Origin of the sequence: Mucilaginibacter sp. AK015, from assembly GCF_014200785.1 — a bacterium.
In the GTDB taxonomy this organism is placed as follows: Bacteria; Bacteroidota; Bacteroidia; order Sphingobacteriales; family Sphingobacteriaceae; genus Mucilaginibacter.
Genome location: NZ_JACHCV010000001.1, coordinates 563,589 through 587,196 on the forward strand (window position 1 = coordinate 563,589; position 23,608 = coordinate 587,196).

Annotated in this window: 27 protein-coding genes; 7 read left to right on the top strand and 20 right to left on the bottom strand. The window is 43.8% G+C overall.

Annotated elements, in window-relative coordinates; translation table 11 throughout:
- Positions 1 to 57 precede the first annotated feature (57 nt).
- Together HDC91_RS02365 and HDC91_RS02370 are read right to left on the bottom strand one after the other, a co-directional pair.
- On the bottom strand, positions 58 to 306 hold the full coding sequence (locus HDC91_RS02365) for a hypothetical protein (RefSeq protein WP_183548121.1): 249 nt from the start codon (positions 304 to 306) through the stop codon (positions 58 to 60).
- Between the two features lie 6 nt (positions 307 to 312).
- Positions 313 to 1,014 (bottom strand): DUF3291 domain-containing protein, encoded by a 702-nt coding sequence (locus tag HDC91_RS02370; protein ID WP_183548123.1) that lies wholly within the window; start codon positions 1,012 to 1,014, stop codon positions 313 to 315.
- 74 nt (positions 1,015 to 1,088) lie between these two features.
- Between HDC91_RS02370 and HDC91_RS02375 the strand changes: the two genes are divergently transcribed.
- From HDC91_RS02375 to HDC91_RS02390, 4 genes are read left to right on the top strand one after another with little or no spacing between them, the layout of a single operon-like run.
- Entirely contained in the window at positions 1,089 to 1,571 is a 483-nt protein-coding gene (locus HDC91_RS02375; protein ID WP_183548125.1) for a GAF domain-containing protein, read from the top strand.
- Positions 1,564 to 2,232, top strand: a complete 669-nt coding sequence (locus tag HDC91_RS02380; protein WP_183548127.1) for an alpha/beta fold hydrolase — start codon at positions 1,564 to 1,566, stop codon at positions 2,230 to 2,232. The genes HDC91_RS02375 and HDC91_RS02380 overlap by 8 nt, the downstream gene beginning before the upstream one ends.
- On the top strand, positions 2,216 to 2,818 hold the full coding sequence (locus tag HDC91_RS02385; RefSeq protein WP_183548129.1) for a DNA-3-methyladenine glycosylase: 603 nt from the start codon (positions 2,216 to 2,218) through the stop codon (positions 2,816 to 2,818). Before HDC91_RS02380 ends, HDC91_RS02385 begins: the two co-directional genes overlap by 17 nt.
- Positions 2,819 to 2,862: 44 nt before the next feature.
- Positions 2,863 to 3,360, top strand: coding sequence for a pyridoxamine 5'-phosphate oxidase family protein (locus HDC91_RS02390; protein ID WP_183548131.1), 498 nt, complete (start codon positions 2,863 to 2,865; stop codon positions 3,358 to 3,360).
- Here HDC91_RS02390 and HDC91_RS02395 read toward each other — a convergent pair whose 3' ends face one another.
- Complete coding sequence (locus HDC91_RS02395; protein WP_183548133.1) at positions 3,361 to 3,996, bottom strand: hypothetical protein; 636 nt, start codon at positions 3,994 to 3,996, stop codon at positions 3,361 to 3,363.
- Between the two features lie 72 nt (positions 3,997 to 4,068).
- Here HDC91_RS02395 and kynU point away from each other — a divergent pair, with 72 nt between their 5' ends.
- Positions 4,069 to 5,379: a kynureninase gene (gene kynU / locus HDC91_RS02400; protein ID WP_183548135.1), complete on the top strand. Its 1,311-nt coding sequence runs from the start codon at positions 4,069 to 4,071 to the stop codon at positions 5,377 to 5,379.
- Positions 5,372 to 6,274 (top strand): histone deacetylase, encoded by a 903-nt coding sequence (locus tag HDC91_RS02405; protein WP_183548137.1) that lies wholly within the window; start codon positions 5,372 to 5,374, stop codon positions 6,272 to 6,274. The genes kynU and HDC91_RS02405 overlap by 8 nt, the downstream gene beginning before the upstream one ends.
- On the opposite strand, the gene HDC91_RS02410 is transcribed toward HDC91_RS02405, so the two are convergent.
- From HDC91_RS02410 to HDC91_RS02425, 4 genes are read right to left on the bottom strand one after another with little or no spacing between them, the layout of a single operon-like run.
- Positions 6,255 to 7,652, bottom strand: a complete 1,398-nt coding sequence (locus tag HDC91_RS02410) for an MATE family efflux transporter (RefSeq protein ID WP_183548139.1) — start codon at positions 7,650 to 7,652, stop codon at positions 6,255 to 6,257. The two genes, HDC91_RS02405 and HDC91_RS02410, sit on opposite strands and share 20 nt — an antisense overlap.
- 40 nt (positions 7,653 to 7,692) lie before the next feature.
- Positions 7,693 to 8,316, bottom strand: a complete 624-nt coding sequence (locus HDC91_RS02415; RefSeq protein WP_162432392.1) for a helix-turn-helix domain-containing protein — start codon at positions 8,314 to 8,316, stop codon at positions 7,693 to 7,695.
- Between the two features lie 13 nt (positions 8,317 to 8,329).
- Positions 8,330 to 8,785, bottom strand: a complete 456-nt coding sequence (locus tag HDC91_RS02420; protein WP_183548141.1) for a GNAT family N-acetyltransferase — start codon at positions 8,783 to 8,785, stop codon at positions 8,330 to 8,332.
- 4 nt (positions 8,786 to 8,789) lie between these two features.
- Positions 8,790 to 9,266, bottom strand: a complete 477-nt coding sequence (locus HDC91_RS02425; protein WP_183548143.1) for a DUF4442 domain-containing protein — start codon at positions 9,264 to 9,266, stop codon at positions 8,790 to 8,792.
- Positions 9,267 to 9,397: 131 nt separating this feature from the next.
- Here HDC91_RS02425 and HDC91_RS02430 point away from each other — a divergent pair, with 131 nt between their 5' ends.
- The gene (locus HDC91_RS02430) at positions 9,398 to 9,607 is read left to right on the top strand and encodes a hypothetical protein (protein ID WP_162432389.1); all 210 of its coding nucleotides are present in this window, start codon (positions 9,398 to 9,400) and stop codon (positions 9,605 to 9,607) included.
- Positions 9,608 to 9,660: 53 nt separating this feature from the next.
- Here the strand turns inward: HDC91_RS02430 and HDC91_RS02435 are convergent, their stop codons facing one another.
- The 13 genes from HDC91_RS02435 to mqnE form a co-directional block, all read right to left on the bottom strand.
- A complete protein-coding gene (locus HDC91_RS02435) occupies positions 9,661 to 10,455 on the bottom strand; it encodes an SDR family NAD(P)-dependent oxidoreductase (RefSeq protein ID WP_183548144.1) in 795 nt (264 codons plus the stop codon).
- 197 nt (positions 10,456 to 10,652) lie between these two features.
- Positions 10,653 to 11,900 carry a lipopolysaccharide assembly protein LapB gene (locus HDC91_RS02440; RefSeq protein ID WP_183548145.1) on the bottom strand — a complete coding sequence of 416 codons (1,248 nt, stop codon included), beginning with the start codon at positions 11,898 to 11,900 and terminating at the stop codon, positions 10,653 to 10,655.
- 67 nt (positions 11,901 to 11,967) lie between these two features.
- Positions 11,968 to 13,077, bottom strand: coding sequence for a lipopolysaccharide assembly protein LapB (locus HDC91_RS02445; RefSeq protein ID WP_183548146.1), 1,110 nt, complete (start codon positions 13,075 to 13,077; stop codon positions 11,968 to 11,970).
- 2 nt (positions 13,078 to 13,079) lie between these two features.
- Positions 13,080 to 15,722 carry a DNA gyrase subunit A gene (gene gyrA, locus HDC91_RS02450; RefSeq protein ID WP_183548147.1) on the bottom strand — a complete coding sequence of 881 codons (2,643 nt, stop codon included), beginning with the start codon at positions 15,720 to 15,722 and terminating at the stop codon, positions 13,080 to 13,082.
- A gap of 177 nt (positions 15,723 to 15,899) precedes the next feature.
- Positions 15,900 to 16,298: a hypothetical protein gene (locus HDC91_RS02455; protein ID WP_183548148.1), complete on the bottom strand. Its 399-nt coding sequence runs from the start codon at positions 16,296 to 16,298 to the stop codon at positions 15,900 to 15,902.
- 2 nt (positions 16,299 to 16,300) lie between these two features.
- Positions 16,301 to 17,215, bottom strand: a complete 915-nt coding sequence (hemF, locus tag HDC91_RS02460) for an oxygen-dependent coproporphyrinogen oxidase (RefSeq protein WP_183548150.1) — start codon at positions 17,213 to 17,215, stop codon at positions 16,301 to 16,303.
- A gap of 89 nt (positions 17,216 to 17,304) precedes the next feature.
- Positions 17,305 to 18,549: an MFS transporter gene (locus tag HDC91_RS02465; RefSeq protein WP_183548152.1), complete on the bottom strand. Its 1,245-nt coding sequence runs from the start codon at positions 18,547 to 18,549 to the stop codon at positions 17,305 to 17,307.
- 119 nt (positions 18,550 to 18,668) lie between these two features.
- A complete protein-coding gene (locus HDC91_RS02470) occupies positions 18,669 to 18,866 on the bottom strand; it encodes a cold-shock protein (RefSeq protein ID WP_067061679.1) in 198 nt (65 codons plus the stop codon).
- A gap of 233 nt (positions 18,867 to 19,099) precedes the next feature.
- Positions 19,100 to 19,573 carry a hypothetical protein gene (locus tag HDC91_RS02475; RefSeq protein WP_183548154.1) on the bottom strand — a complete coding sequence of 158 codons (474 nt, stop codon included), beginning with the start codon at positions 19,571 to 19,573 and terminating at the stop codon, positions 19,100 to 19,102.
- A 244-nt stretch (positions 19,574 to 19,817) separates the two neighbouring features.
- Positions 19,818 to 20,627: an SDR family oxidoreductase gene (locus HDC91_RS02480; protein WP_183548156.1), complete on the bottom strand. Its 810-nt coding sequence runs from the start codon at positions 20,625 to 20,627 to the stop codon at positions 19,818 to 19,820.
- Positions 20,628 to 20,763: 136 nt separating this feature from the next.
- Entirely contained in the window at positions 20,764 to 21,507 is a 744-nt protein-coding gene (locus HDC91_RS02485) for a menaquinone biosynthesis protein (RefSeq protein WP_183548158.1), read from the bottom strand.
- A gap of 12 nt (positions 21,508 to 21,519) precedes the next feature.
- Entirely contained in the window at positions 21,520 to 22,140 is a 621-nt protein-coding gene (locus HDC91_RS02490; protein WP_183548160.1) for a histidine phosphatase family protein, read from the bottom strand.
- Positions 22,141 to 22,264: 124 nt separating this feature from the next.
- Complete coding sequence (gene mqnE / locus HDC91_RS02495) at positions 22,265 to 23,458, bottom strand: aminofutalosine synthase MqnE (RefSeq protein WP_183548162.1); 1,194 nt, start codon at positions 23,456 to 23,458, stop codon at positions 22,265 to 22,267.
- Positions 23,459 to 23,608 lie beyond the last annotated feature (150 nt).

The following is a 23,608-nucleotide window of genomic DNA, read 5'->3' on the forward strand; positions in this document are numbered from 1 at the left end:
CCATTTTTAATAATATATAAATAATTATAAAACAATAAGTTATAGATTTTATATTCGTTAATAGTTATATCGGTAATAGCTCTCCCTGAAATCTTTCCCCATTTCTATAAAGCGGGCGGAAACTGTTTTTAAAAACGCCTCATCAAGCAATTCAAATACACTGTTAACGCCTTCGGTTAAATCCATCTCGGGTATTTTGTAGCTCTGTTCCAGGGTACCCTGCTCTATCTTAATTATAAACTTTTGGTTCATGTTCAGGATAGATATTTTAAAATCAGGGTGGGGTAGTTCTGCAATTATTCTCATGGTGTGTTATGTTTTATTTATTCCCTCCAAAGGGTTTTGGCCATTTAATGTTCCGCTGGTTTCTATGATCCTGAACCTTGCGAAGAGTTCCTCACTGTACCAGTTCTCGCTCCGAGTTTTTTTGATCACCTCGGCATGTTTTTTACTTCCATAGGCAAAAGCTTTCATATGCTCCACACTTTCCCAAACCGAAAACGTAGCCTGCCTGTATACGGGCGCTTCGCCTATCCCGAACGAGGTAACGTACCCAGGCGCCTCGAGCATCAAATTTGCAACCTCATCTACATGGCCCCAAAAGTTCTTAAGCCTGCTCATACGGATAGTGGCGCGGGTAAGTACAGCTATCGGCCCTTCGGCGAGGATATTATCCGGTTTTCCAAAGGGTTCTTTGCCATCCCATTTACCGTGGCTTTGTAAAGGCTCGCATAATAGGGTCCAGCTTTCGGTACCTAACAGATCCCACCATTTACTTACAAATGATGTTTTTGCAAAGCGCTCGTGGTCTTCCCGGCTATTCCAAACGGCCAGTAAGCCCCACTGCTGCCAGTCGGGCTGCAGGTCGAAAGTACCGTTACGGCCGCTGCCCAGGAGTTTCCAGAAGGTACAACCTTGCTGCAGCCACATGGGCAAACGGTGTACGGCCATGGCAAGCAACGCGAACGGCACAAAGGCCTTTCGGTAGCGGACAATAGTGAGGCTGACGATCATTTACCTGCGAAATAAAAGATTAAATATGATATTTGGCTTATTTACTTTCAACATGGCATCGTTACTTTTGCTTTATGGCAGAGGACTTAAAAATAATAACAGCAGCAAGTAAAGAGGAACAATACCGATCGCTGATCCCCCAGATAGAAGCATTGCTGGATGGCGAAACCGACCTGGTGGCAAACCTGGCCAATACCGCCGCCGCATTAAAAGAGCAGTTCAACTGGTTTTGGGTGGGCTTTTACCTGGTAAAGCATGATGAATTGGTGTTAGGCCCCTTCCAGGGGCCGGTTGCCTGTACACGTATTGCAAAAGGCAGGGGTGTTTGCGGTACATCATGGGCTAAGGCCGAAACATTGATCGTACCTGATGTCGACGCTTTTCCAGGCCATATAGCCTGCAGTTCGGCGTCACGTTCAGAAATTGTGCTGCCTTTGTTCTCGCACGGCGAAGTGATCGGCGTATTAGATGTAGATAGCGCCGAACTAAACGAATTTGACGAAACGGATGCCATTTTCCTTAAACAAGTGATCGACCTGATCAAATTTAATGCATAGGGTTTACATGATATCCGGCATGGGAGCCGATAGTCGCTTGTTTAGGAATATCAAGCTGCCTGCGCATTACCAGGTAATGTTGGTTGACTGGCATGCTCCGAAACCAGCAGACACTTTAACAACTTACGCCCGGGATATTGTAAAACAGTACGATATACAGCCTAACTCAACTGTAATAGGGGTGTCGTTAGGTGGGATGATCTCGGTTGAAATAGCTAAGCTTGTGCAACTGGACAAGGTGATATTGATATCAAGCATTAAGGCCGACAGCGAAGCGCCATGGTATTTTAAGGTTGGACGCAGCGTACCTGTTTACAAAGCCATCCCGGGGAAACTGATGACCCATTTGGGTTTCCTGGTAAAGCCCATGTTCGGTAAAATGAGCGCTGATGACCTGGCTTTGTTTAAAAGCATGCTTAGAAACTCGGCGCCTGTATTTTTAAAATGGGCCATGCGTGCAGTGTTAAACTGGCGTAACAACGTTGTACTCCCAAACCTGTACCATATCATTGGCGATAAAGACCTTGTTTTTCCGTACCAAAACATCAAAAACCCCACAGCTGTTATAAAAGGTGGCACACATATTATGGTGTTTGATAAAGCCGCCGAGATAAGCGCTTTATTGGCCGGCATATTAAAATACCATGAAAATACCCGATAGCTATTACCATAACCCCGATGCGGTTGCCCTTAGCCGCGACCTGATAGGCAAATATCTTTTTACCTGTATTGATGGTGAGTTAACCGGTGGGTATATTGTTGAAACAGAGGCTTATACTGGGGTTAACGACAGGGCGGCGCACTCATATGGCGGCAAGGTAACACCGCGTACCCAAACCATGTATATGCAGGGTGGGGTATCGTATGTGTACCTGTGTTATGGCATCCACGAGATGTTCAATATCGTAGTGAACGAAGAAGGACAGCCGCACGCTATTTTAATCAGGGCGATACAACCTACTGATGGCTTGGATATCATGATGTACCGCCGTAACTTAGATACACTGAAGCCAAACATTACAAAAGGCCCGGGTTCCGTAGCGAAAGCGTTGGGGATATCCCGCAAAATAAACGCCACAAGCCTGCAAAGCGATGTGATATGGCTGGAAGACCGCGGACTTACCTTTCCGGATGACGAAGTAGCCGCAGGTCCGCGTATTGGGGTTGATTATGCCGGTGAGGATGCCTTGCTGCCTTACCGCTTTTATGTAAAAGGAAATATTTATGTAAGTAAGCCCAACAAATAATTTGCTTGTTGGTTTATTGGTCAGTCTATTTATAAAACATTATTATGAGTAATTGGTCGAAAGCAGAAAGCTTGCAATATTTTAAGGATAAAATTAAAGAGATAAGGACGGCAATGTTAACCACCTACAACGCGGAAAAAGGGTTTAATAGCCGCCCCATGGGTACCGCGGATGTTGATAACGAGGGAAACGTTTGGTTCTTTACAAATGAGTATTCGCCTAAAGCCAGTGAGATATCAGTAGAGAATACCGTATCGTTAACTTATTCTGATATAAAAAATCATACCTATTTAAGCGTTGTTGCCGAAGCATCGATAGTTGATGACAAAGCCAAAATGAAAGAGCTGTGGAACCCATTTGTACAGGCTTTCTTTCCGGAGGGCTTAGATGACCCCAAACTAACATTGTTGAAGCTTACACCTACCGACGCGGAATATTGGGACAGCAGCAGCAGCAGTATGGTAGTGTTGTTCAACATACTAAAAGCCACTATAACAGGTAAAATGTACGACGAAGGCGAACACGGTAAAATTGATATTTAATTACCCGGCAAAGCCAAAGCGTGCAACGTTACCGGTTGCAGGCATTGGCTTTTCGGCATCATCTAACTTATCAGCCGGCAAACCCTCAGCCTTTAAGATCGCTATCATCATTTCAGCCCTCTGCATGATCTTTTCATAGGTTGGTAATTTAAAACTGTAATCGATAAGGTAGCTGATCATCCCCTCGTTACCCCAGGCAAATCCTTCTTTTGCGGCAACTTTATTCCTTTTGCTGATCTCTTCGATTCCCCCTTTGTAACGGTTTGCAAAATCCATATCAAAAAACACACTTATGCTTATAGCCGAACCACCATTTGGCCACGTATATAATACTACAACATTATAACCGTCTATTACGCCAACCGCGGCATCGTCTTCCTGTACAAAGCGGTTCATTAGTAAATGGCTGAAGGGTGGCTTTGTAAATAGTTTTTTGCGTTTATTTGGCCCCCATTTAGTGTCCTGAAAGTAATAGATGGTGCCCGCCACAACGCTTATTACAAAAGCCACAATTACGGCAACCACGAAGCTGTGTACGAAAGTCCTGTCAGACCTGTTTAATAACTCCTTTAGCAGGGTTGCTGCTAAAAATCCCAGGAATGTTGCCAGGTAATATTTTTTTACAAAGTGCCACATAGATGCTTAAATGTAAAGCTAAATTAGTTATTAGCGTCAATATGTGATGCAGGTTTTTCGTAATATTGACCGATGATTTACCAGGACACCCTACAATTTGCCCTTCAACAGGACGAGCAGGATACATTGCGCAGCCTCCGTGAAGAATTTTTGATACCAAAGCATAACGGCGTTGATGCCACTTACCTTTGCGGCAATTCTTTAGGCCTGCAGCCCCGTTCGGCTAAAAAGTATATACAGGATCAGTTAAATGCCTGGGAAGACAATGCGGTAGAAGGCTGGTTTATGGGCGATGATCCCTGGCTTAAATATCATAAGCAATTACTCGCCCCGCTGTCGGATATATTGGGGGCTAAACAAACCGAGATCACCGTGATGAATTCGCTTACAGTGAACCTTCATTTGCTGATGGTAAGTTTCTATAAGCCAGCAGGTAAAAGATATAAGATACTGATGGAGGCGGGGGCTTTCCCATCAGACCAGTACGCGGTTGAAAGCCAGGTTCGTTTCCATGGATTTGACCCCAAGGATGCCATTATTGAGGTAGCGCCACGTGCGGGAGAAACTACGCTGCGTACCGAAGATATCCTACAACAGATTACAGATAATGGTGATAACCTTGCGCTGGTGCTGTTTGGTGGTATAAACTATTATACCGGCCAGTTCTTTGATCTGGCCGCGATCACTAAAGCCGGCCATGCCGTGGGCGCGATAGCCGGGTTCGACCTGGCGCATGCCGCGGGCAATGTGCCTTTGAAACTGCATGAATGGGATGCCGATTTTGCCTGCTGGTGTTCGTATAAATACATGAACTCCGGGCCGGGCGGTGTCAGCGGTATATTTGTGCACGAAAGACATTTTGCCGATACCACTTTGAACCGCTTTGCGGGATGGTGGGGTTACCGTAAGGATAAACAGTTTTTAATGGCTCCAGGTTTTGAACCCGAGAACGGCGCTGAGGGATGGAACGTGAGCACCAGCCCGATTATTTTAATGGCCTTGCACAAGGCATCGCTGGATATATTTGAAAAAGCGGGCGGCCTGCGGGCGCTGCGTGCCAAAAGCGAAATGCTTACCGGCTACCTTGAATATCTTATAGGCCAGGTAAACAAAAAATACGGCGAAGACATGTACAGTATCATCACACCAAAAAACGCGAATGAGCGCGGCTGTCAGCTCTCGGTAGTGTGTAAGCGTGATGCTAAAGCGATATTTAATTATCTTGCGGAGAACGGAGTTATAGGCGACTGGCGCGAGCCCGATGTGATCAGGCTAAGCCCGGTGCCGCTTTATAACACCTTTGCCGATGTTTATAACACTGCTGAAAGCCTTTTAAAAGCCCTGAAAGCCATTAAGCAGTCAGCAGTGGACCCGAATGCTTAAGATCGCTTACGACGCCATATATGCCCATCCTTTGCCGCCGGGGCATCGCTTCCCGATGCTTAAGTACGAATTGATACCGGCGCAATTGATCCATGAAGGGGTGATCACCGCAGAGAATCTTTTTTCGCCGGCGATTGCGGATGAAGCCACCATTCTGTTAACCCATGATGCGGGTTACTGGCAGCAACTGCGCGACTTAACCCTTGAGCCTAAAGAACAGCGGCGTATCGGTTTTCCTTTGTCGGCACAATTAATAGAACGGGAGGTGCGTATAGCGCAAGGCACCATTAACGGGTGCAGTTATGCTTTTGAGTATGGCATTGCTTTTAATGTTGCCGGCGGTACCCATCATGCAGGCACCAATTGGGGCGAAGGGTTTTGTATGCTTAATGATCAGGCAATAGCAGCTAATTACTTGTTATATAATAATTTATGTTATAATATCTTAATCATTGATTTAGATGTACACCAGGGGAATGGCACCGCGCAAATATTTGAAAATGAACCGCGGGTGTTTACCTTTTCGATGCATGGCGACAAGAATTTCCCGTTCAGAAAAGAACGCTCGGACCTTGATATAGCGCTGGCCGATGGCATAGGTGATGATGAATACCTTAACCTGCTGAAGGATACCTTGCCTGTATTGATCGACCAACACCAACCACAATTTATATTTTACCTTGCAGGGGCAGACGTGCTGGCATCAGATAAGTTGGGCAAACTGGCCCTTACTAAAGAAGGCTGTAAAGAACGTGACCGCTTTGTGCTGGAGCAATGCAAGCAAAGACAGATCCCTGTACAGGTGAGCATGGGTGGGGGGTACTCGCCGCAAATAAGAGATATTGTTGAAGCGCATTGCAATACTTTCCGCTTAGCTAATGATATGTATTTTTGATCTGCTGCGATATATCGTCAACAATGATAAGCTTATTGCTTTTACTAATGCTTTGAAAGCGCAGGAATAACATTATCGACGATGCCATCAGCCCTAATACCAGGCCGTACCAAACACCGGTTACCCCCAAATCAAAGTAAATACCAAGCAAATATGCCATGGGCAGGCCAACTATCCAGTACGATATGAAAGTTATTAGCGTAGGTTTATTTACGTCGCCCATACCACGTAATATACCCAGGCCTACTACCTGTGTACCATCAAAAAGCTGAAAGAAAGCGGCAACGATAAGTAACTGTGCTGCAATGGCTATTACCGTCCTGTCGCCAGTATATATCCATGGAAGATATTGGTTAAAGAGTGTAAAAATAATAGCAGTACAACTCATAAAAACAATAACGATATGATAATTGGAAATGGCAGATAGCCGCAGCTCTGAATGATTGCCCGCGCCAAAATAATTACCTGACCGAATAGCTGCCGCTGCCGAAATACCGCTGGCCATCATGTAGGTCATGGCGGCGAGGCTTATGGCCACCTGGTGCGCGGCTTGCTCAATCATGCCTATGCTCCCTATAATTAAAGCCGCGCCGCCAAAGGCACCAACTTCAAAAACATATTGCATGGCCACGGGCATGCCAATTTTTAATATCTGCAAACCGCGCACGCGGTCGATGTTTTTAATAGTGAAATCTTTGAGATATTTTTTAAAGATAGGGGAGCGCAGCACATACACTGCCATTACAATTGCCATAACGCTCCGATCTATAAGCGTGCTGTAACCAACGCCTTTTATCCCCATAGGGTGTACCCCAAAAAGACCCTTTACAAATATTACGCCCAATACAATGTTTAGTACGTTGCCCCAAATAGATATGAGCATGGCCTGTTTGGTAAATCCGAGACCTTCGGCAAACTGTTTAAAAGTACTAAACACCAGCAAAGGTATCAGCGATATACTTAACAGGAAAAGATAGGGTTTGGCCTGTATAACCACGTCGGGAGATTGGTGCAGTTTGTTGATAAACAGCATCACGCCAAAGTAAATGGCGCAAAACAGTACAATGCCGGTAATAACATTTAGAAAGAAACTGTTTGAAAGCAGTGTGCCGCATTCCTGGTAATTACCACGACCGTTGTTTTGCGCAATTAAAGGGGTAATGCCATAGCTGATGCCCACACCAATAACCAAAGGCACCAGGAACAGGCTATTTACCAGTGAAACGGCTGCCAAAGCGGTAGTCCCCGCAAAATGACCAACAATCACCGAATCAGATACCTGCACAAGTGTATGGCCCAATTGCGATATTACAACCGGTATGGCCAATTTCAGGCTATCACGATAATAGAACTGATATTTTTGATATAAGGCTTTCATTACTGCAAAGGGAGGCAAAAGTAACGAATAGCCCGCTAATTCAGGAGGCTGTGTAAAACTCTTCTTTTTCAGTAGTATGCACACGCAGTACTCCCGAAAGCACCAGGTTGACCAATATGCGCTGCGCCCGCCGGCGGCCGATATTTAACAAAGTACAAAACTCTTTTACGGTAATACGGTCTTCTTTCTCCAGGTGCTCTAAAAGCGCTTTCTCTTTTGATGAATATTCTATCAGTACACCGCTGTCATCTGAAGATCGCTTTAGCACATCAACCACTACTTTGCTGGCGAGTACGCTTTTATCTTTTACGCGGATGTAAACCCACCATTTACCGTCCTCGGCAAGCGAGTAATGGGGCTTTTCCTTACTTTCTGGTATATCTACAATCAGCACCAGCTTATCATCAAAATAAACTTCCTCAAAAACGGGCTCGAGCGCAGGCCGGCTAAAAAAATGGGCAGCACGCGTTATCATATAACGTTCTTCATCCTCCGCCTTTACGCCTTTTATAGTACCATCGTCCAAAACGCCGATGAGGAGCCTGCCGCCAATGTTATTGGCAAATGATACCATTGTTTTGGCTATTTTTTCGCAGCTTGTGATCGTTTTTTTAAAATCAAGAGATACGCCTTCGCCTTCAAAAATCTGTCGCTTTAAATTCATTTCAATTCTCCCGTTATTCTGCTTTGTAAGGCGTAAAAATCTGCATCCATTGATCAGGGTTTGTAAGTGGTGTAAACCCGAATTGTTGATAAAGGCCATGCGCATCCCGAGTAGCTAACGACCAGCGGCGCAACCCCTGCAGGTCCGGGTGGTTCATTATCGTTTGCATTATCCACTTTGATAAACCGTTACCCTTGTAGTCCGGCAGTACAAACACATCGCATAAGTAAGCAAATGTAGCCATATCCGTTATTACCCGCGCAAAACCTACCTGTGCGTCATCCTTATAAACGCCAAAACATAACGAATTTTGTATAGCTGTTTTTAACCTTTGGGGCGATATATGCGTTGCCCAGTACGACTGCTGGTCAAGATAGTTAAATATCACATCAAAATCGAGCAAGGTTTTATCGGTAGAGATCAGGAAGCCCTTTTTTTCGAAGGCCTCATCATTCATAAATACAGGCATAATATCAAGTAGCTGCTGGTGTAAAATTAAGGTCGCGTATGTAAACCTCGTTCATCATCGATACGCACACTTCGTTATTCTTATTATATATATCCACCGGGAAACACTGTTCGTATTTGCCGGTGGTGTTTAACATTTGTATGGCCAGGTCAATATCCGCGTCGCTTAGCTTTATATTAAACCAAAGGCTGGATAACGCGGGTTTCAAAAAATCTATCTTTGATGATTTTGACCATATCCGTAAACTGCGCCCGGGCGTATTCAACACGCGGTCGAATAATACCGGGTAAAAAGGATCTGCTGCCGCAAATATCGTCCCGCCGAAAATTGAGCCATTATAATTTTTATTAAGGATGCTTTTAAAAACCCTGACCTTAACGCCACGAAACCCCTTATCGAAACCAGCCACCCAGATCCGCTGAAAAAGGAGAGGGGGGTAGAGGCGCATTATCCATTTCAAGGCGTTCTCTGAGATTACCATTACCGTTAAATATCAGCATTTTTTGGAACATAGTTTGCTTTATAAAGTAAACTTTTAACAAACAAACCGGTTATTGAGTGGTTGTAAACTACTGATAACAACTAACACAAATTCAAAAAACTATATCTATTATGAAAAAGCAATTTTTAAGTTTCGCCCTGGTCGCGACGATGATCGGTTCAATTGCAGCAGGTTGCAGTTCCGAGAAAAAAACAGGCGGGTCTGATAGCACGATGACTGACTCGACCGCTACTATGGCTACACCAGCCCCTGATAGCGCCAAAATGGATACTATGAGGAAAGACACGACCACAAAAGATACCACCACTAAGCCTATGTAATTGGTTGATGTGATAAATAAACGGCCCGCAGCACAATGCTGCGGGCCGTTTATTTAAAATGCAGTTTTGATAACACCGCCGTCTGCGCGGAAAACCGCCCCATTTGTTGCTGACGATAACGGACTTGCGATATAAGCCACCATATTGGCGATCTCTTCAGGAATGATAAAGCGCTTTATTAATGACGTGCCACGCATATTAGTAAAAAATTCCTGTTCCATCTCGGCCTCAGATTTACCCTGGTCGGCTGCCAATGCCTTCATAAAACCGTCAACACCCTCAGATAAAGTTGGACCGGGTAAAACGCTGTTTACGGTTACCTTAGTACCAACAGTAAGTTCGGCAAGGCCGCGCGCAACAGCTATCTGGGCGGTTTTTGTCATACCGTAATGAATCATTTCCGCAGGAATCTGCACAGCAGACTCGCTTGATATAAATATGATGCGGCCCCAGTTTTTTTCGAGCATTTTATCAAAATAAACCCTGGAAAGCCGTACGCCGCTTAACACATTTACTTCAAAAAATTTAAACCAGTCGTCGTCTGTTATATCTTGAAATGCTTTGGGCTCAAATATGCCAACATTGTTGATCAGTATATCAACTGCGGGCAATTGCTTCAAAAGTTGATCAATCTGTTGTTTGTCAGAAAAATCGGCTGCGATACCTTTAATGTTGGAATTTCCCGTTGCTAAAACAAGCTCTTGTGTAACCTTGTCTACCTTATTTTTGTCGCGACCATTGATATATACCTCAGCGCCTTCAAAAGCCAGCGCTTTTGCAATAGCAAAACCAATACCTGCGGTTGAGCCGGTAACCAGCGCGGTTTTATTTTTTAATTTTAAATCCATAGCAGTAATTTTTAAACAAGTTTAGAGAAATAAACACCATAAATTGGTTCAAATAATTAAGAAGGCAACTATTTGACAATATACTGAACTAACAAAAACCAGAATTTTTTTAATTCTCATAATTAACATTATGTTAAGTAAAAGATTGGAATATAGAGCCTGTTTAAGCAGGCTCTATATTTTTAACACCCCTATTGTTAGTTTTTAGGCAAAGCGTTTATTTGCGCATTTAATTTAGCAATGTTAGCAGTATCCTTTTTGCCTTTATAATAAGTAAGCAAATTATTTAAAGCATCGTACGATTTCGGGTTCAACTCCACGGCTTTCAACAAATACGGTTTGGCCAGGTCGAACTGGGCGTTTGCTTTAGCCATTGCTGCATCGTAAGCCTTTTGCTGGTTGCTGGGCAGTTTGTTAGCGGCATTATATGCTTCAATTGCCGGCGAAATGATCACGTAGCCCATGTTCAGGTTTGCCTCAAAATAATTGGGATCAATCTCAAGAGCTTTTTTATACATCTCGGCTGCTTTTTGGAAGTTTTGATCTTTTTCTGCCTGTAAAGCTGCTTTTGATGCCGCGGGAGCTTTAGCTATTTTTTGGGACGCTACATCACCCACCTGTGAATAAACTAAACCTGCATAATAATATAAATCTTTGTTTTTAGGATCGTTGGCAATAGCGCTTAAAATTTTGTCAAGCACCTCTTTTTGTTTTCCCTGCATTAGGCTGATTTCAATTTCAGTCTTTCTCAGATCAGCGTTATTCGGGTATTTCGCAATACCTTCGGTAACGGTTTTCAACGCGTTGGCAGTATCTTTAGTGGTTAAATATACGTTGGCAAGTTCGCTGTACATACTTTCCACCTTTGAGTATTTGGTGGTAAGTAATTTAGTGTAATTGCTTATAGCGGCCGGATAGTTCTTAGAATTTAACGCTGCCAAACCGGTGTACAATATGGCGTTAGTATCCTCTGGCATTATGGTACGGTAAAAATCAAACGATTTGTACGCAAGGTCATACTTTTGCGATTGGTATTCCTTTACGCCTTTATTAAGCTGGTAACTTGCCAAGGCCACCCCTGCATTTTCAATAAGCTGTTTATTCTCGCCTTTTGTATCAAGTTCTTTTGCTTTTTTCAACGCTTCGGCGGCTGTATTAAACAATGGCAGCGAAGTAGTTGCAACGGTATCCAATTCGGCCAAAGAACCATAGATACCCGCCTTAACTGCATAGGTTTGGGGTAAATTAGCCGTTTTTTCGTTTGCAGCTGCCTTATCTATCGCCTGCCTGGCCTTGGTAAGGCTTGGCATAGCTAAAGCGGGTTGCGATTTCAGGCCCACATACTTCTCATATTCTGATTGTGCGGTATTCAACTCGCCCTTTTGTGCAAAGGTTGTTGCCGTTAAGCAGGCTAAAATGCCCGTCATCAAAAATTTAATTTTCATTTGGTGTGTTTTAAATTGGTAATTGATGTTACGGCATAGTTGCGGTAACATTATAGTGTTTAGTGTGTTAGTTTAACTGTTCTAACCGGCTGTTAACCCTTTCTAACTGGTTCTGGTTTCCGGTTTTTGTATATGCCAGTTGTAAAAGCTCAAGGCATTTTTTATCTGTAGGCGCCATTTCATTGGCTTTCTCAAGCCACAATATAGCACTTGTTATATTTTTATCGTCATTGTTATTTTTTAAAGTACTTTTTTTGAAATACAATAAGCCTAAATTAAATACGGGCTCATAAGCAGATACATTTAACTCAATGGTGCGCAGGTATAACGACTCCGCTTTGTCGTATTGGTTTAAATTGTCATAACAATTTGCCGCTACAAAAGTAATCTCAGGGTTAGTTGCATTATTTTCAATCAGTGGCACCAGCAGTGGTTCTAACGCTTTATAATCCCTTTTGTTATTATAGATATTCGCTTCATCGTGCAAAAGCTGCTTGTTTTGCGGAAGCAATCGCCTACCCTTTTTAACAATTTCAAGTGCTTTTGCGGTATCGCCAAGCGACTTGTAAATGGCCGAGGCTGTTTCCAGATACTCTAATTTTGTGCTATCGGTATTTATCAGGTTCGAATAATACTTCGCCGCATCCTGAAGGTTGCCAAGCTTATTGTTGGCATAGGCTATATAGGCGTTTATTTGTTTATGGGCCGGGGCATACTTTTTTGCTTTCTGAAAAGCCTCAGCAGCGTTTTTGAAATCGTTATTTTTGGTTAAAGCGAACCCTTTTCGAATATAAACATTTGCAATACAGCGCTTTGCATAATCCATCTCAGGCTGGTACTTATATATTTTGCTCCTTTCCGCAAATTTATCATACAAAGCTGCAGTTTGGTCAAGAAAGGTTTCGGGCTGGCCTAAGGTGTTCAGCGAATCGGTGTAAAGTATGCTGGAGTTCACTATAATGCGGTACACGTTCTTCTCCAGATCGGCAGAATCCTTTTTAGTTACAACCAAACTATCCGCGGATTTTTTGGCGCTCGATAAAAATTTAAGATCTCCTTTTTGCTTATAAAAAGCAAGATTGTTTACCACAGTCTTTAATGCCTCGGACTGGCCGAAGGCAACAGATGTGGTAAACAACGCTAAAATCAATAACCTGATTTTTCGGCTTTGCTGCATTATTATTCAGTTTGGTCATCATCGGCAGATTCGTCGTCTGCGTTAGCTGTATCAATTTCAGTATCCGGTTTTATCGGGGCATCTGGGGTTTCCGAAAGCACATCGGCATCAATTTCATCGGCAATTACTTTATCTTCTGCCGCTTCTGCCAATACCGCTTCGTCCAATTCCTCATCTTCATCATGCTCTACTTTAGCAACCGATGCTATCTCGTCGTTACCTTTCAGGGTAATCAGCCTTACCCCTTGCGTGGCGCGGCCCATTGTACGCAATTCGCTTATCGCTATACGTATAATAATACCCGATTTATTGATGATCATCAGATCTTCTTTATCAGTAACACCTTTTATGGCAACAAGGTTTCCGGTTTTTTCAGTAATGTTGAGTGTTTTTACCCCTTTACCACCGCGATTGGTAACCCTGTAGTCGTCTATATCGGTGCGTTTACCGTAACCTTTTTCAGATACTACCAATACAGTTGTTTCCTTATCGTCAATGGCTATCATACCCACTACTTCGTCTTTTTCGCTGTCTAAGCTAATTCCGCGTACGCCGGTGGCGGTACGCCCCATTGGCCTAACAGTAGATTCGTTAAAGCGTATGGCACGGCCTGATTGCAGCGCCATAACAATTTCGCTGCTACCCGTAGTTAATGTTGCTTCAAGCAACGAGTCGCCATCGTTGATGTTGATAGCATTGATACCATTAGCACGCGGGCGTGAGTAAGCCTCTAAAGATGTTTTCTTGATAACACCTTTGCGAGTGCACATTATAATAAAGTTGTTCTCCAAGTATTCTTTATCCTTAAGGGATTTAAGCTTGATATAAGCCTTAATATTCTCTTCTTTAGGGATATTGATTATATTCTGAATAGCCCTGCCCTTGGATGTGCGGGTACCTTCCGGAATTTCAAATACACGCAACCAGAAACATTGGCCGCTCTCGGTGAAGAACAGCATATAATTGTGGTTACTTGCAATCAGCAGGTGCTCAATAAAGTCGGCATCGCGGCTATTGCTGCCCAACGATCCCTTACCACCTCTGCCCTGCCTGCGGTATTCGGTTAGCGAAGTACGCTTAATGTAACCTTCGCGCGATATGGTAATTACAACATCCTCGTCCTCAATAAAGTCTTCGGTTTGCATTTCTGCAGATGAGTGTACCATTTCGGTTTTGCGCTCATCACCGTATTTATCCCTTATCTCGGCGAGTTCGTCTTTGATGATCTGCATACGCAGGCCTTCGTCGGCAAGAATGGATTTTAAGTGTTCGATGGTTTTCATCAGGGCGTCGTACTCATCCCGGATCTTATCGCGCTCAAGGCCGGTTAAACGCCTTAAGGTCATATCCAATATGGCACGTGCCTGTATATCGCTCAAGCCAAACTGGCTCATTAAACCTTCCTTCGCCTCATCGGGCGTAGATGAGGCACGTATAAGCTTAATAACTTCCTCGATATGATCGAGGGCTATCAATAAACCTTCTAAAATATGCGCGCGTTTTTCGGCTTCCGCTAATTCAAACTTCGTACGGCGAATAACAACCTCGTGCCTGTGCTCAACAAAATGATGTATGAGATCTTTTAAGTTAAGCAGCATTGGGCGGCCGTGTACCAGCGCGATATTGTTTACGCTGAATGAGGTTTGCAACGCCGTATATTTATACAGATTGTTTAATACGATAGCCGCGTTCGAATCGCGTTTTATCTCGTAAACAACACGTATGCCCTCACGGTTACTTTCGTCGCGAATGGCCGATATGCCTTCTATTTTTTTCTCGTTTACCAGCTCGGCAGTACGCTCTATCATCAGCGCCTTGTTCACCTGGTAAGGTATTTCGCTTACAATGATACGCTCGCGGTCGCTGCCGTAGGTTTCAATCTCGGCACGTGCGCGTATCACAATACGGCCACGGCCTGTTTCAAGCGCCTGGCGCGGGCCTTCGTAACCATATATAATACCCCCTGTAGGAAAATCGGGCCCTTTAACATAGGTCATCAGCTCGCTTACCTCAATCTGACGGTTATCTATCAGCGCTATGGTAGCGTTAATTATCTCTGTTAGATTATGCGGCGCCATGTTGGTGGCCATACCTACCGCAATACCCGATGCTCCGTTAACCAAAAGGTTAGGGAATTTTGCCGGCAATACGGTTGGCTCCTGCAGTGAATCATCAAAGTTTAGCTGAAAGTCGATGGTATCCTTGTTGATATCGGCCAGCATCTCCTCGGCAATCTTTTGCAGCTTTGCCTCGGTATAACGCATTGCCGCAGGCTGGTCGCCGTCAATTGATCCGTAGTTACCCTGACCCTCAACAAAGGGGTAGCGCAGGCTCCAGTCTTGCGCCATACGTACCATGGCGTCGTACACAGACGTATCGCCGTGCGGGTGATACTTACCCAATACCTCACCCACTATACGGGCCGATTTTTTGTAAGATTTGTTGTTTGCAAGGCCCAGATCAAGCATCCCGTATAACACCCGCCTGTGAACGGGTTTTAAGCCGTCGCGCACATCGGGCAGCGCCCTTGATACGATAACCGACATTGAATAATCAATGTAAGCCGATCGCATTTCTTCATCAATATTTATCGAAATTATTCTGTCTTCTTGGTGCGAATTGTCGTTTTCGGTTTCTTCAGCCATTGGTTTTTCTTAGTGGAAAATCTAAACAGTAAATGCGTATAAAAAATGTGTTTTTATATGACCTGCGAAGTTAAGAAATTATACGTAATAAGGTGGCTTTTTTACTAACATTTATACTTGTTTTCCACGTTTTTTAGCATAAAAGCACAGTATTGTTACGTTTCATAAAAACGTGTTTTATTTTACCCTTTTCCAATCTTCCTGCACGGATGTGCCGTTGGGCAAAACGCCGCTAAAAGTGAGCGTATCATTATGGATGCGGTAGCGGTATTTAATGGCGATGTTGAGCACTTTAGAGGGTTGAGCGCTAAACGTCTGGGTTTCAAAACAGGTATCCTGCTTTAGCACGTAATCTCCCTTTTCATAAGGGAAGGGCTGCTCTCCTTTTTCTAAAAGAAGGGCGGTATAGTGTGCCTCGTTATATTGGCGCTGCAGTGTGTAATCTTTGGGGGCGGGCTCGGCTTTGCCGTTGTATACGCCGCCGCTATACTGCCAGGTGCCGGTAAGCGTATCTGTGACATCAAATGCTGATAAGGCCATAAACAACACTATAGCTGGTATTATTCTTTTAAACATGCTTATACCCAGTTGATACCCTTTGTTAATAACGATAATGTCTTCTCTTCTTCGCTGCCGGGCTGCGGCTGGTAGTTATAAACCCATTTGGCGGTTGGCGGCAGGCTCATCAGTATCGATTCGATACGGCCGTTGGTTTCCAGCCCGAATTTGGTGCCGGCATCGTACACCAGGTTAAATTCGGTATAACGGCTGCGGCGCTGGTACTGCCATTGCTGCTGTTCGGGCGTAAACTGCTTATCACGGCTGCGGTTAACCAGTTCGGTATAAATTGGCGCAAAAGAACGGCCCACCGCTTTTGAGAACTCAAAAACGGTTTTCCAGGTAATGTCGTCGTTTTCGGTTAAGCGGTCATAAAATATGCCGCCTATTCCACGCGTTTCGTCGCGATGTTTGATGTAAAAGTAGTTATCGGCCCATGTTTTAAAGCGCTCGTAAAAATCGGCGTTGAACCGGTCGCAAACCTGCTTTAACTGTGAGTGAAAAAAACGGGCATCATCTTCAATAACATAATGCGGGGTAAGGTCTATGCCACCGCCAAACCAACGTACGGGCGGGGTATCGGCGTTAAACGATGAAGGCATTTCGAAGTACCTGATGTTCATGTGGATGATAGGCACCAGCGGGTGGTTTGGATGGATAACGATGGATATACCTGTAGCGAAAAAGTCGTCCTGCTCTACGTTTAACGCTTTTTTAACGGTATGCGGCAACTGGCCGTGTACGGCCGAAAAGTTTACGCCGCCCTTTTCGAATATATTGCCATTCTGGATAACCCTGGTGCGCCCGCCCCCGCCCCCTTCACGTTCCCAAAGTTCTTCTTCAAAAACCGATTTGCCGTCTGTGGCTTCCAGGGCAGCACATATCTCATCCTGTATCTGTTTATAATCCGCCGCTATCTGTTCCTTACTTATCATCGTCGCAAATGTAGTGAATAGTTAAATTAGTTGTTAAGTAAGGAGTATTTGACTTTGCAAGCTAAAATAATCGCGCAAGTAAGCACTAATTAACTGATCCCTGCTTCTTCCTCAATGTAGTCCAGGTCCTTACCAAAAGTTTCTTTTAACTGGCTAAGCGAGAACAACGCAATCAGCGTCAAAATAACCATCATGATATAACCGCTGGTAACCATGCCATAATGTACTACAAAGGCATTAAAAGCCATATTAATGGGTATTAACGATCCCCTTACAAAATTAGGTACTGTGGTTGTTACGGTTGAGCGGATATTGGTACCAAACTGTTCGGCAGCTATGGTTACAAACGTGGCCCAGTAGCCAACAGTGCAGCCCATAAAGAAGCATATCCATACAAATCTATCGTGTGTGATACCCTTTGAACCCAGGTACATAAACGCGCTAACCACAGATATTATCAGAAACACAGCCATGGTTAGCTTACGCGATTTGGTAACCTGCGACAGCACACCGGCAAAAATATCGCCTATGGCAATACCGATGTAGCTGTATAATACTCCCTCGCCTGCGCTAAGGGGTTCGGCAGCACCCAGGGCCTTGCCAAACTCGGGCGAAAGGGTTACCAATACGCCAACCACGTACCAAAGCGGCGCTCCTATTAAAATACAATAAAGATATTTTTTAAACCGGTCTGCATTGGTAAACAGCATAAAAAAGTTGCCTTTTGACACCCCGCTCTGCTTTACACTGTTAAACATGCCCGATTCAAATGTACCCACCCGAAGCAGCAGTAACACAATACCCAGACCGCCGCCTACCATATAGGCATGCTGCCAGCCGTTTTTGGCCACCGCGTAAGCCGCAGCCGCGCCAAACAAACCTATTACCGCCACGATCATGGTGCCGTAACCGCGCTTCTCTTTGCTTAAGGTTTCGGTAACCAGGGTGATGCCTGCCCCTAATTCGCCCGCAAGGCCTATGCCTGCTACGAAGCGTATAATAGCATAAGTATTTACATCGCTTACATAAGCATTGGCGAAGTTGGCTATAGAGTACATCAATATGGAGCCAAACAATACTTTTATACGGCCAAGCTTATCGCCTATAATGCCCCAAAGCAAGCCGCCCAAAAGCAGCCCGAACATTTGCACATTTATTATAAACTGGCCTTTGGGCATAATGTCCGCCTCGCTAACGCCAATATCATGCAAACTGGCTTTACGAACTATCGAGAAAACCAGCAGGTCGTAAATGTCAACAAAATAGCCAAGCGAGGCTACCAGTACCAGGAAAATGGCATTGCGGGTGAGTTTTGCCGGGGCGATATCAGTCATGGTCAGGATGAAATATAATTAGTTAGGCTAAGGTATAAAATGCGTGTAAAAAACAAATTATCCGCACAAAAAAACCCCTGTTTGTGTAAACAGGGGTTTATATCGTGGCAGGGCGTTTATTAAACTTTTTTAACGTTTACCGCCTGCAGGCCTTTACGTCCTTCTTCTTCTTCGTATTCAACGTTATCGTTGTCTTTAATTGCATTTACACCGCCCTGTACATCTTTAAAGTGAACAAACAGGTCTTTACCATCGTCTGTAATGATAAATCCGTAACCTTTTTGTGTGTTAAACCATTTTACTTTTCCAGTTTTCATAATAATATTATAAGCGTATTAAAAATTGCGTTAAGATCAGTAGTTATTCAACTGAGTATAAAAATGGTTTAATAATCAATGTAGAACGTACAACTATCTGTATCAAATATATAAAATTATTGTATAACCAAATAAAATTATTATTAAGTTAATAATAATAAAAAAATGATATTAAATAAAAAAGTCATCAGCAAAAGCTAATGACTTTTTAACCTGTATAAACAGGAGCAATATTATTTCACCTGCTGAAAGAAGTAAACACCGGCAGATGGTGTAACCCTTACCAAAACTTCCTCTTTGCTGCTTTTAAGATCAACAAAATAGGTGATCGAATCAAAGCTGTCGTCACCGTTATCAAGTTTAATTACTTCATTAGCAAAATAACCTTCGTATTTTTGGGCAATTTCTTTTCTTGCTTTTTCAGGAAGCACCCTGAATTGTACATTCTCGGTCACACCTATCAACTCGCCCCTAAGGTTATAAAAGGCCGATTTTTTTACACCGTCGATAGTGAAGGTAGCTTTCTGAAATTTGGGGCTAACTTTCCAGGTAACGCCTTCTGCACGTGCAAAGTCATTATTGAATTTTGAAGTAACAACGTTTGATACATTCTCAGAACCATCTTCGGTTTTGGTAATTGTGTTTGCAGCAAAAACATTCACTGTGAACAATGCTGCGATAGCGGTTGATATAAATAACTTTTTCATGAGCTTAAATTTTAAATTATGCAACAAATATAGCCAGTTGTTGAATAAAGTTATAATTTAAGCTAATTTTTATAAATATTTGATAATATTACACCGTTTTTAATCAAAATCAAAAAATCCAAACAATTAGATAGTGTACTTTTAACAATATGTCAATAAAAACATGCGATACTTATTGTAATTAGTACACTAAGTTAATTTAATATTAAGAAGACCGGTGTTTGTGACTTTTTGATGACGATTTTTATCCATTATCTGCAAAACCCGGGTACAATGTCATGCCGCCATCTATAAAAATGGAAGTACCGGTGATGTAATCTGCTTCGTCTGATGCCAGCCAAACAGCCAGTTTGCCGATATCCCCGGGCTGGCCAATGCGGTTGTACGGGATTAGCGTTAAAAGTTTATCAAGTGCTTTTTGTGTTTCCCAGGCCTCTTGGTTGATGGGCGTTTGTATCGCGCCCGGACTGATCCCTACCACTCGAATTTTGTGCGGCGCCAGCTCCTGGGCTATGCTTTTCATAAACATACCTATGCCGCCCTTACTGGCTGCGTAGTTTACATGTCCGGCCCAGGGGATAACTTCGTGCACGCTGCTCATGCAAATGATCTTGCCGGCGGCGCAGCTAACGCCGTCCTCTACTCCTTGTTCGATAAATAATTTTGCGGCCTCGCGCGAGCACAGAAACTGCCCGGTTAAGTTGGTATTGATAACGGTGTTCCAGTCATCAAGGGTCATGTCAATCAGGCTTGCGTCTTTTTGTAAACCGGCGTTATTTACCATTATATCCAACCTGCCGTACTTTTTTATAACAGCTGCAAACATTGCCTGTACTTCGCGTTCGTTGCCTACATCGGCATGAAACTCAAATGCCTTTCCGCCAGCTTTGGTGATCTGTTTAACCACTTCATCGGCTTTGTCGTGCTGGCCGATATGGTTAATAAGCACTTTAGCCCCCGCCTGCCCCATGGCAATGGCTACCGCCTGGCCTATACCGCTATCCGCGCCGGTTACAATGGCAACCTGCCCCTTCAAATTTTTTTGTGTTTTCATAACCTATCAATTATATGAGCAATGCCAAATAATGAATATGGTTTTAAGAAGATGAATTTTTGTCCGAAAAGAATGTTAGTCTGACCTTGTTAAATACTTATACTGGTATTGGTTCTACAAGTTCACTATGACAACCTTACAGCGCCTTTATATAATTCAAAAACAGATACAAAGCTTTCTTTTTATCCTCGGTCAGGTCAAAGTCCAGGCGGTGCATCAGGTAATCCTGCAGGTCGAAATCGGCCCGCTGAGGCAATTCTTTTAAAAGCTCGGGGCGATGCGCCAGTCCGTACCTTAAAGCCTCATTAAATTCTTTAATAAAATCGGCCGGGATGGGTTTGTTGGCTATCCAGGCAGCAAATACAAACGGCAGGCCGGTAAACTTTTGCCACTCTGCAGCAAGGTCGTAAACGTATTTATATTGTTCTGTTTTGCCAAAAGTGCGGTCGCCTATTTGTACAAAGGCGGTGTGCTCATCGGCCGATGCCGCGTAATCGGGCGCGTTTTTGATCAGGCCGGGCTGTACCTTCCAATAGTTTTTTAGCAGCACAAGTGCCAGGTTATTTGAGCTGCGCGATTCGGGGTCCAGCTGTATCTGCTTTACATCCCTGATATCGCAATTGCTGAAAATGAACACGGAGTTTACCGCGCCCACAGCGCCAATGCAATAATTAGATACAATCTCCCACTGAGGCAAACTTAAGGTAGCGGCTACGGGTATTAAACCAATATCAACCACGTTATCAATTAACTTTTGAGCACAGTCAGATGGCATATCCAGGCTCAGGTCTATCCTGTCCTTAACCGCCGAGTGTTGTAATCCGTATAAAAAGGGTTTGGTGTTAGTGTAGCTAACGGCAGAAATTTTTATCTTATTCACGTATCGTTCTCTCTAATCGTTTTTTAAATGTTTGGCATTGTTTGCTTCTGCAATTGTAAAGGTGGCGCCATCGTAGGTAACCTTATACAGCACAAGGTTCTGGTGCGGAAAATTATCCATTTGGGTAAGCGGCTGATTAGTAAGTACGCACATTAGCAAGCGCAGCGCGCGGCCATGCATACATATCAGCACCGTTTTTTCTTCGGGATGGCTCATGATGATTTCAAGTGCCTTTAGCTGTCTTTCTTTTACCTCGTTAGGGCTTTCGCCGCCCTCAAATTTTTCATCCAGCTTACCATCCAGCCAGTCGCGCATTAATTGTAAAAAAGCGGCTTTGGTATCGGGCGTAGCGGCTTGTCCTTCGTGTACTCCCCAGGCCAGCTCGTCAAGACCCGATAGTTTCTGATAAGGGATGCCCAGGTCAATAAATTGCTGTACGCTTTGCTGCGTGCGTTTTAAAGCTGATACATAAATCTTATCAAAAGGTATATCTTTATAAGCCTCATAAAATTGGTTTGCCTGGCGGCGGCCTTCATCGTTCAGATCGGTATCGCGCCCGCGGCCCTGCACAATGCCTTGTTTGTTAAGGTCGGTTTGGCCGTGGCGTGTTATATATAATGTTTTTTGAATCATTGTTCATTAGTTCAATTGTTCATCAGTTCATTGGTTCGGATGTTGGCTAACTATCTCATTAGTTTATTGGTAAGTACCAATGAATAAATGAGCTAATGAACCAGTGAACCAACAGACCAATAAACTAATTAATAACCGGCAATTTATAAAAGCGCGGTTTTGCTTCTTCGGCAAACTGGTAGTCGTTATAATCGGTAATCACATTGTAAAGCGTATCGCGCTCTATGGGGTAACGGCCCGCATGCTTTATCAGGTCAACCAGTTCTTTTGTACTCATGGCCGGTTTTTGTTCTTCGGCACCCGCCATCGAGTATATTTTGGTGGTATCGTCAAGCGTGCCGTCTATATCATCAACCCCGAAATTTAGCGATAGCTGCGCGGTGGTGCGGCTTATCATGGCCCAATAGGCTTTTATATGGTCAAAGTTATCAAGATAAATGCGCGCTATGGCGTAGTTGCGCAGATCTTCTACAACGGTTGATTCGGGCACGTTACTCATCTGGTTATCGCGGTTGCGGAATTTCAGCGGGATAAAGGTTTGGAAGCCCCCCGTCCTGTCCTGTAACTGGCGCAGGCGTTCCATATGGTCCACCCGGTGATAAAATTTTTCGATGTGCCCGTAAAGCATAGTAGCGTTAGATCGCATGCCCAGTTTGTGCCACTCCTCGTGTATGGCCAGCCATTGGTCGCCGGTACATTTATCTTTGGCTATCAAGTCGCGCACTTCAGGATGAAATATCTCCGCCCCTCCTCCCGGTATCGATTCCAGGCCCGCATCCTTCATCAGCTTCATACCGGTAGCATAATCTATTTTAGCTTTTTTAAATATATAATGGTACTCTACCGGTGTTAAAGCTTTTACATGCAGATCCGGCCGGTGGGCTTTTATTTTACTGAATAGTTCGCTGTAAAAAGCTACATCGTACTGCGGTAAAACCCCGCCTACAATATGCACTTCGGTAACGGGTTGGTCATCGTACTTTTTAACAATGTCGAGCATCTCCTGCATCGTGTATTCCCACCCGTCGGCACGTTGTTTTATGAGGCGCGAGTAGGAGCAAAATTTGCAATCGTAAACACAAAGATTAGTCGGCTCGATATGAAAGTTACGGTTAAAATAAGTTTTGTCACCGTGTTTTTGTTCGCGTATGTAGTTGGCAAGTACTCCCAGGTAGCCCAGTTCAGCTTTTTCGTAAAGCAAAACGCCTTCATCAAAAGTGATGCGCTGGTTATGAAGTACCTTCTCGGCAATGTTCTTAAGCTCGGGTAAAAGTTGGGGGTTATCCAGCAATACCCTGAAGTTTTCTGATACTTCCATTTAGAAAAATATTTGAGCAAATGTAGCAATTTGCATTAGTTTTAAAACGTACCTACTAATTTGGAACGTGTTTAAACACGCAAGTATGACAATGATGTTACAGTAGGAAAATGTAGAACCATTTTGCATCGGCCGCTATTGATAACTGAA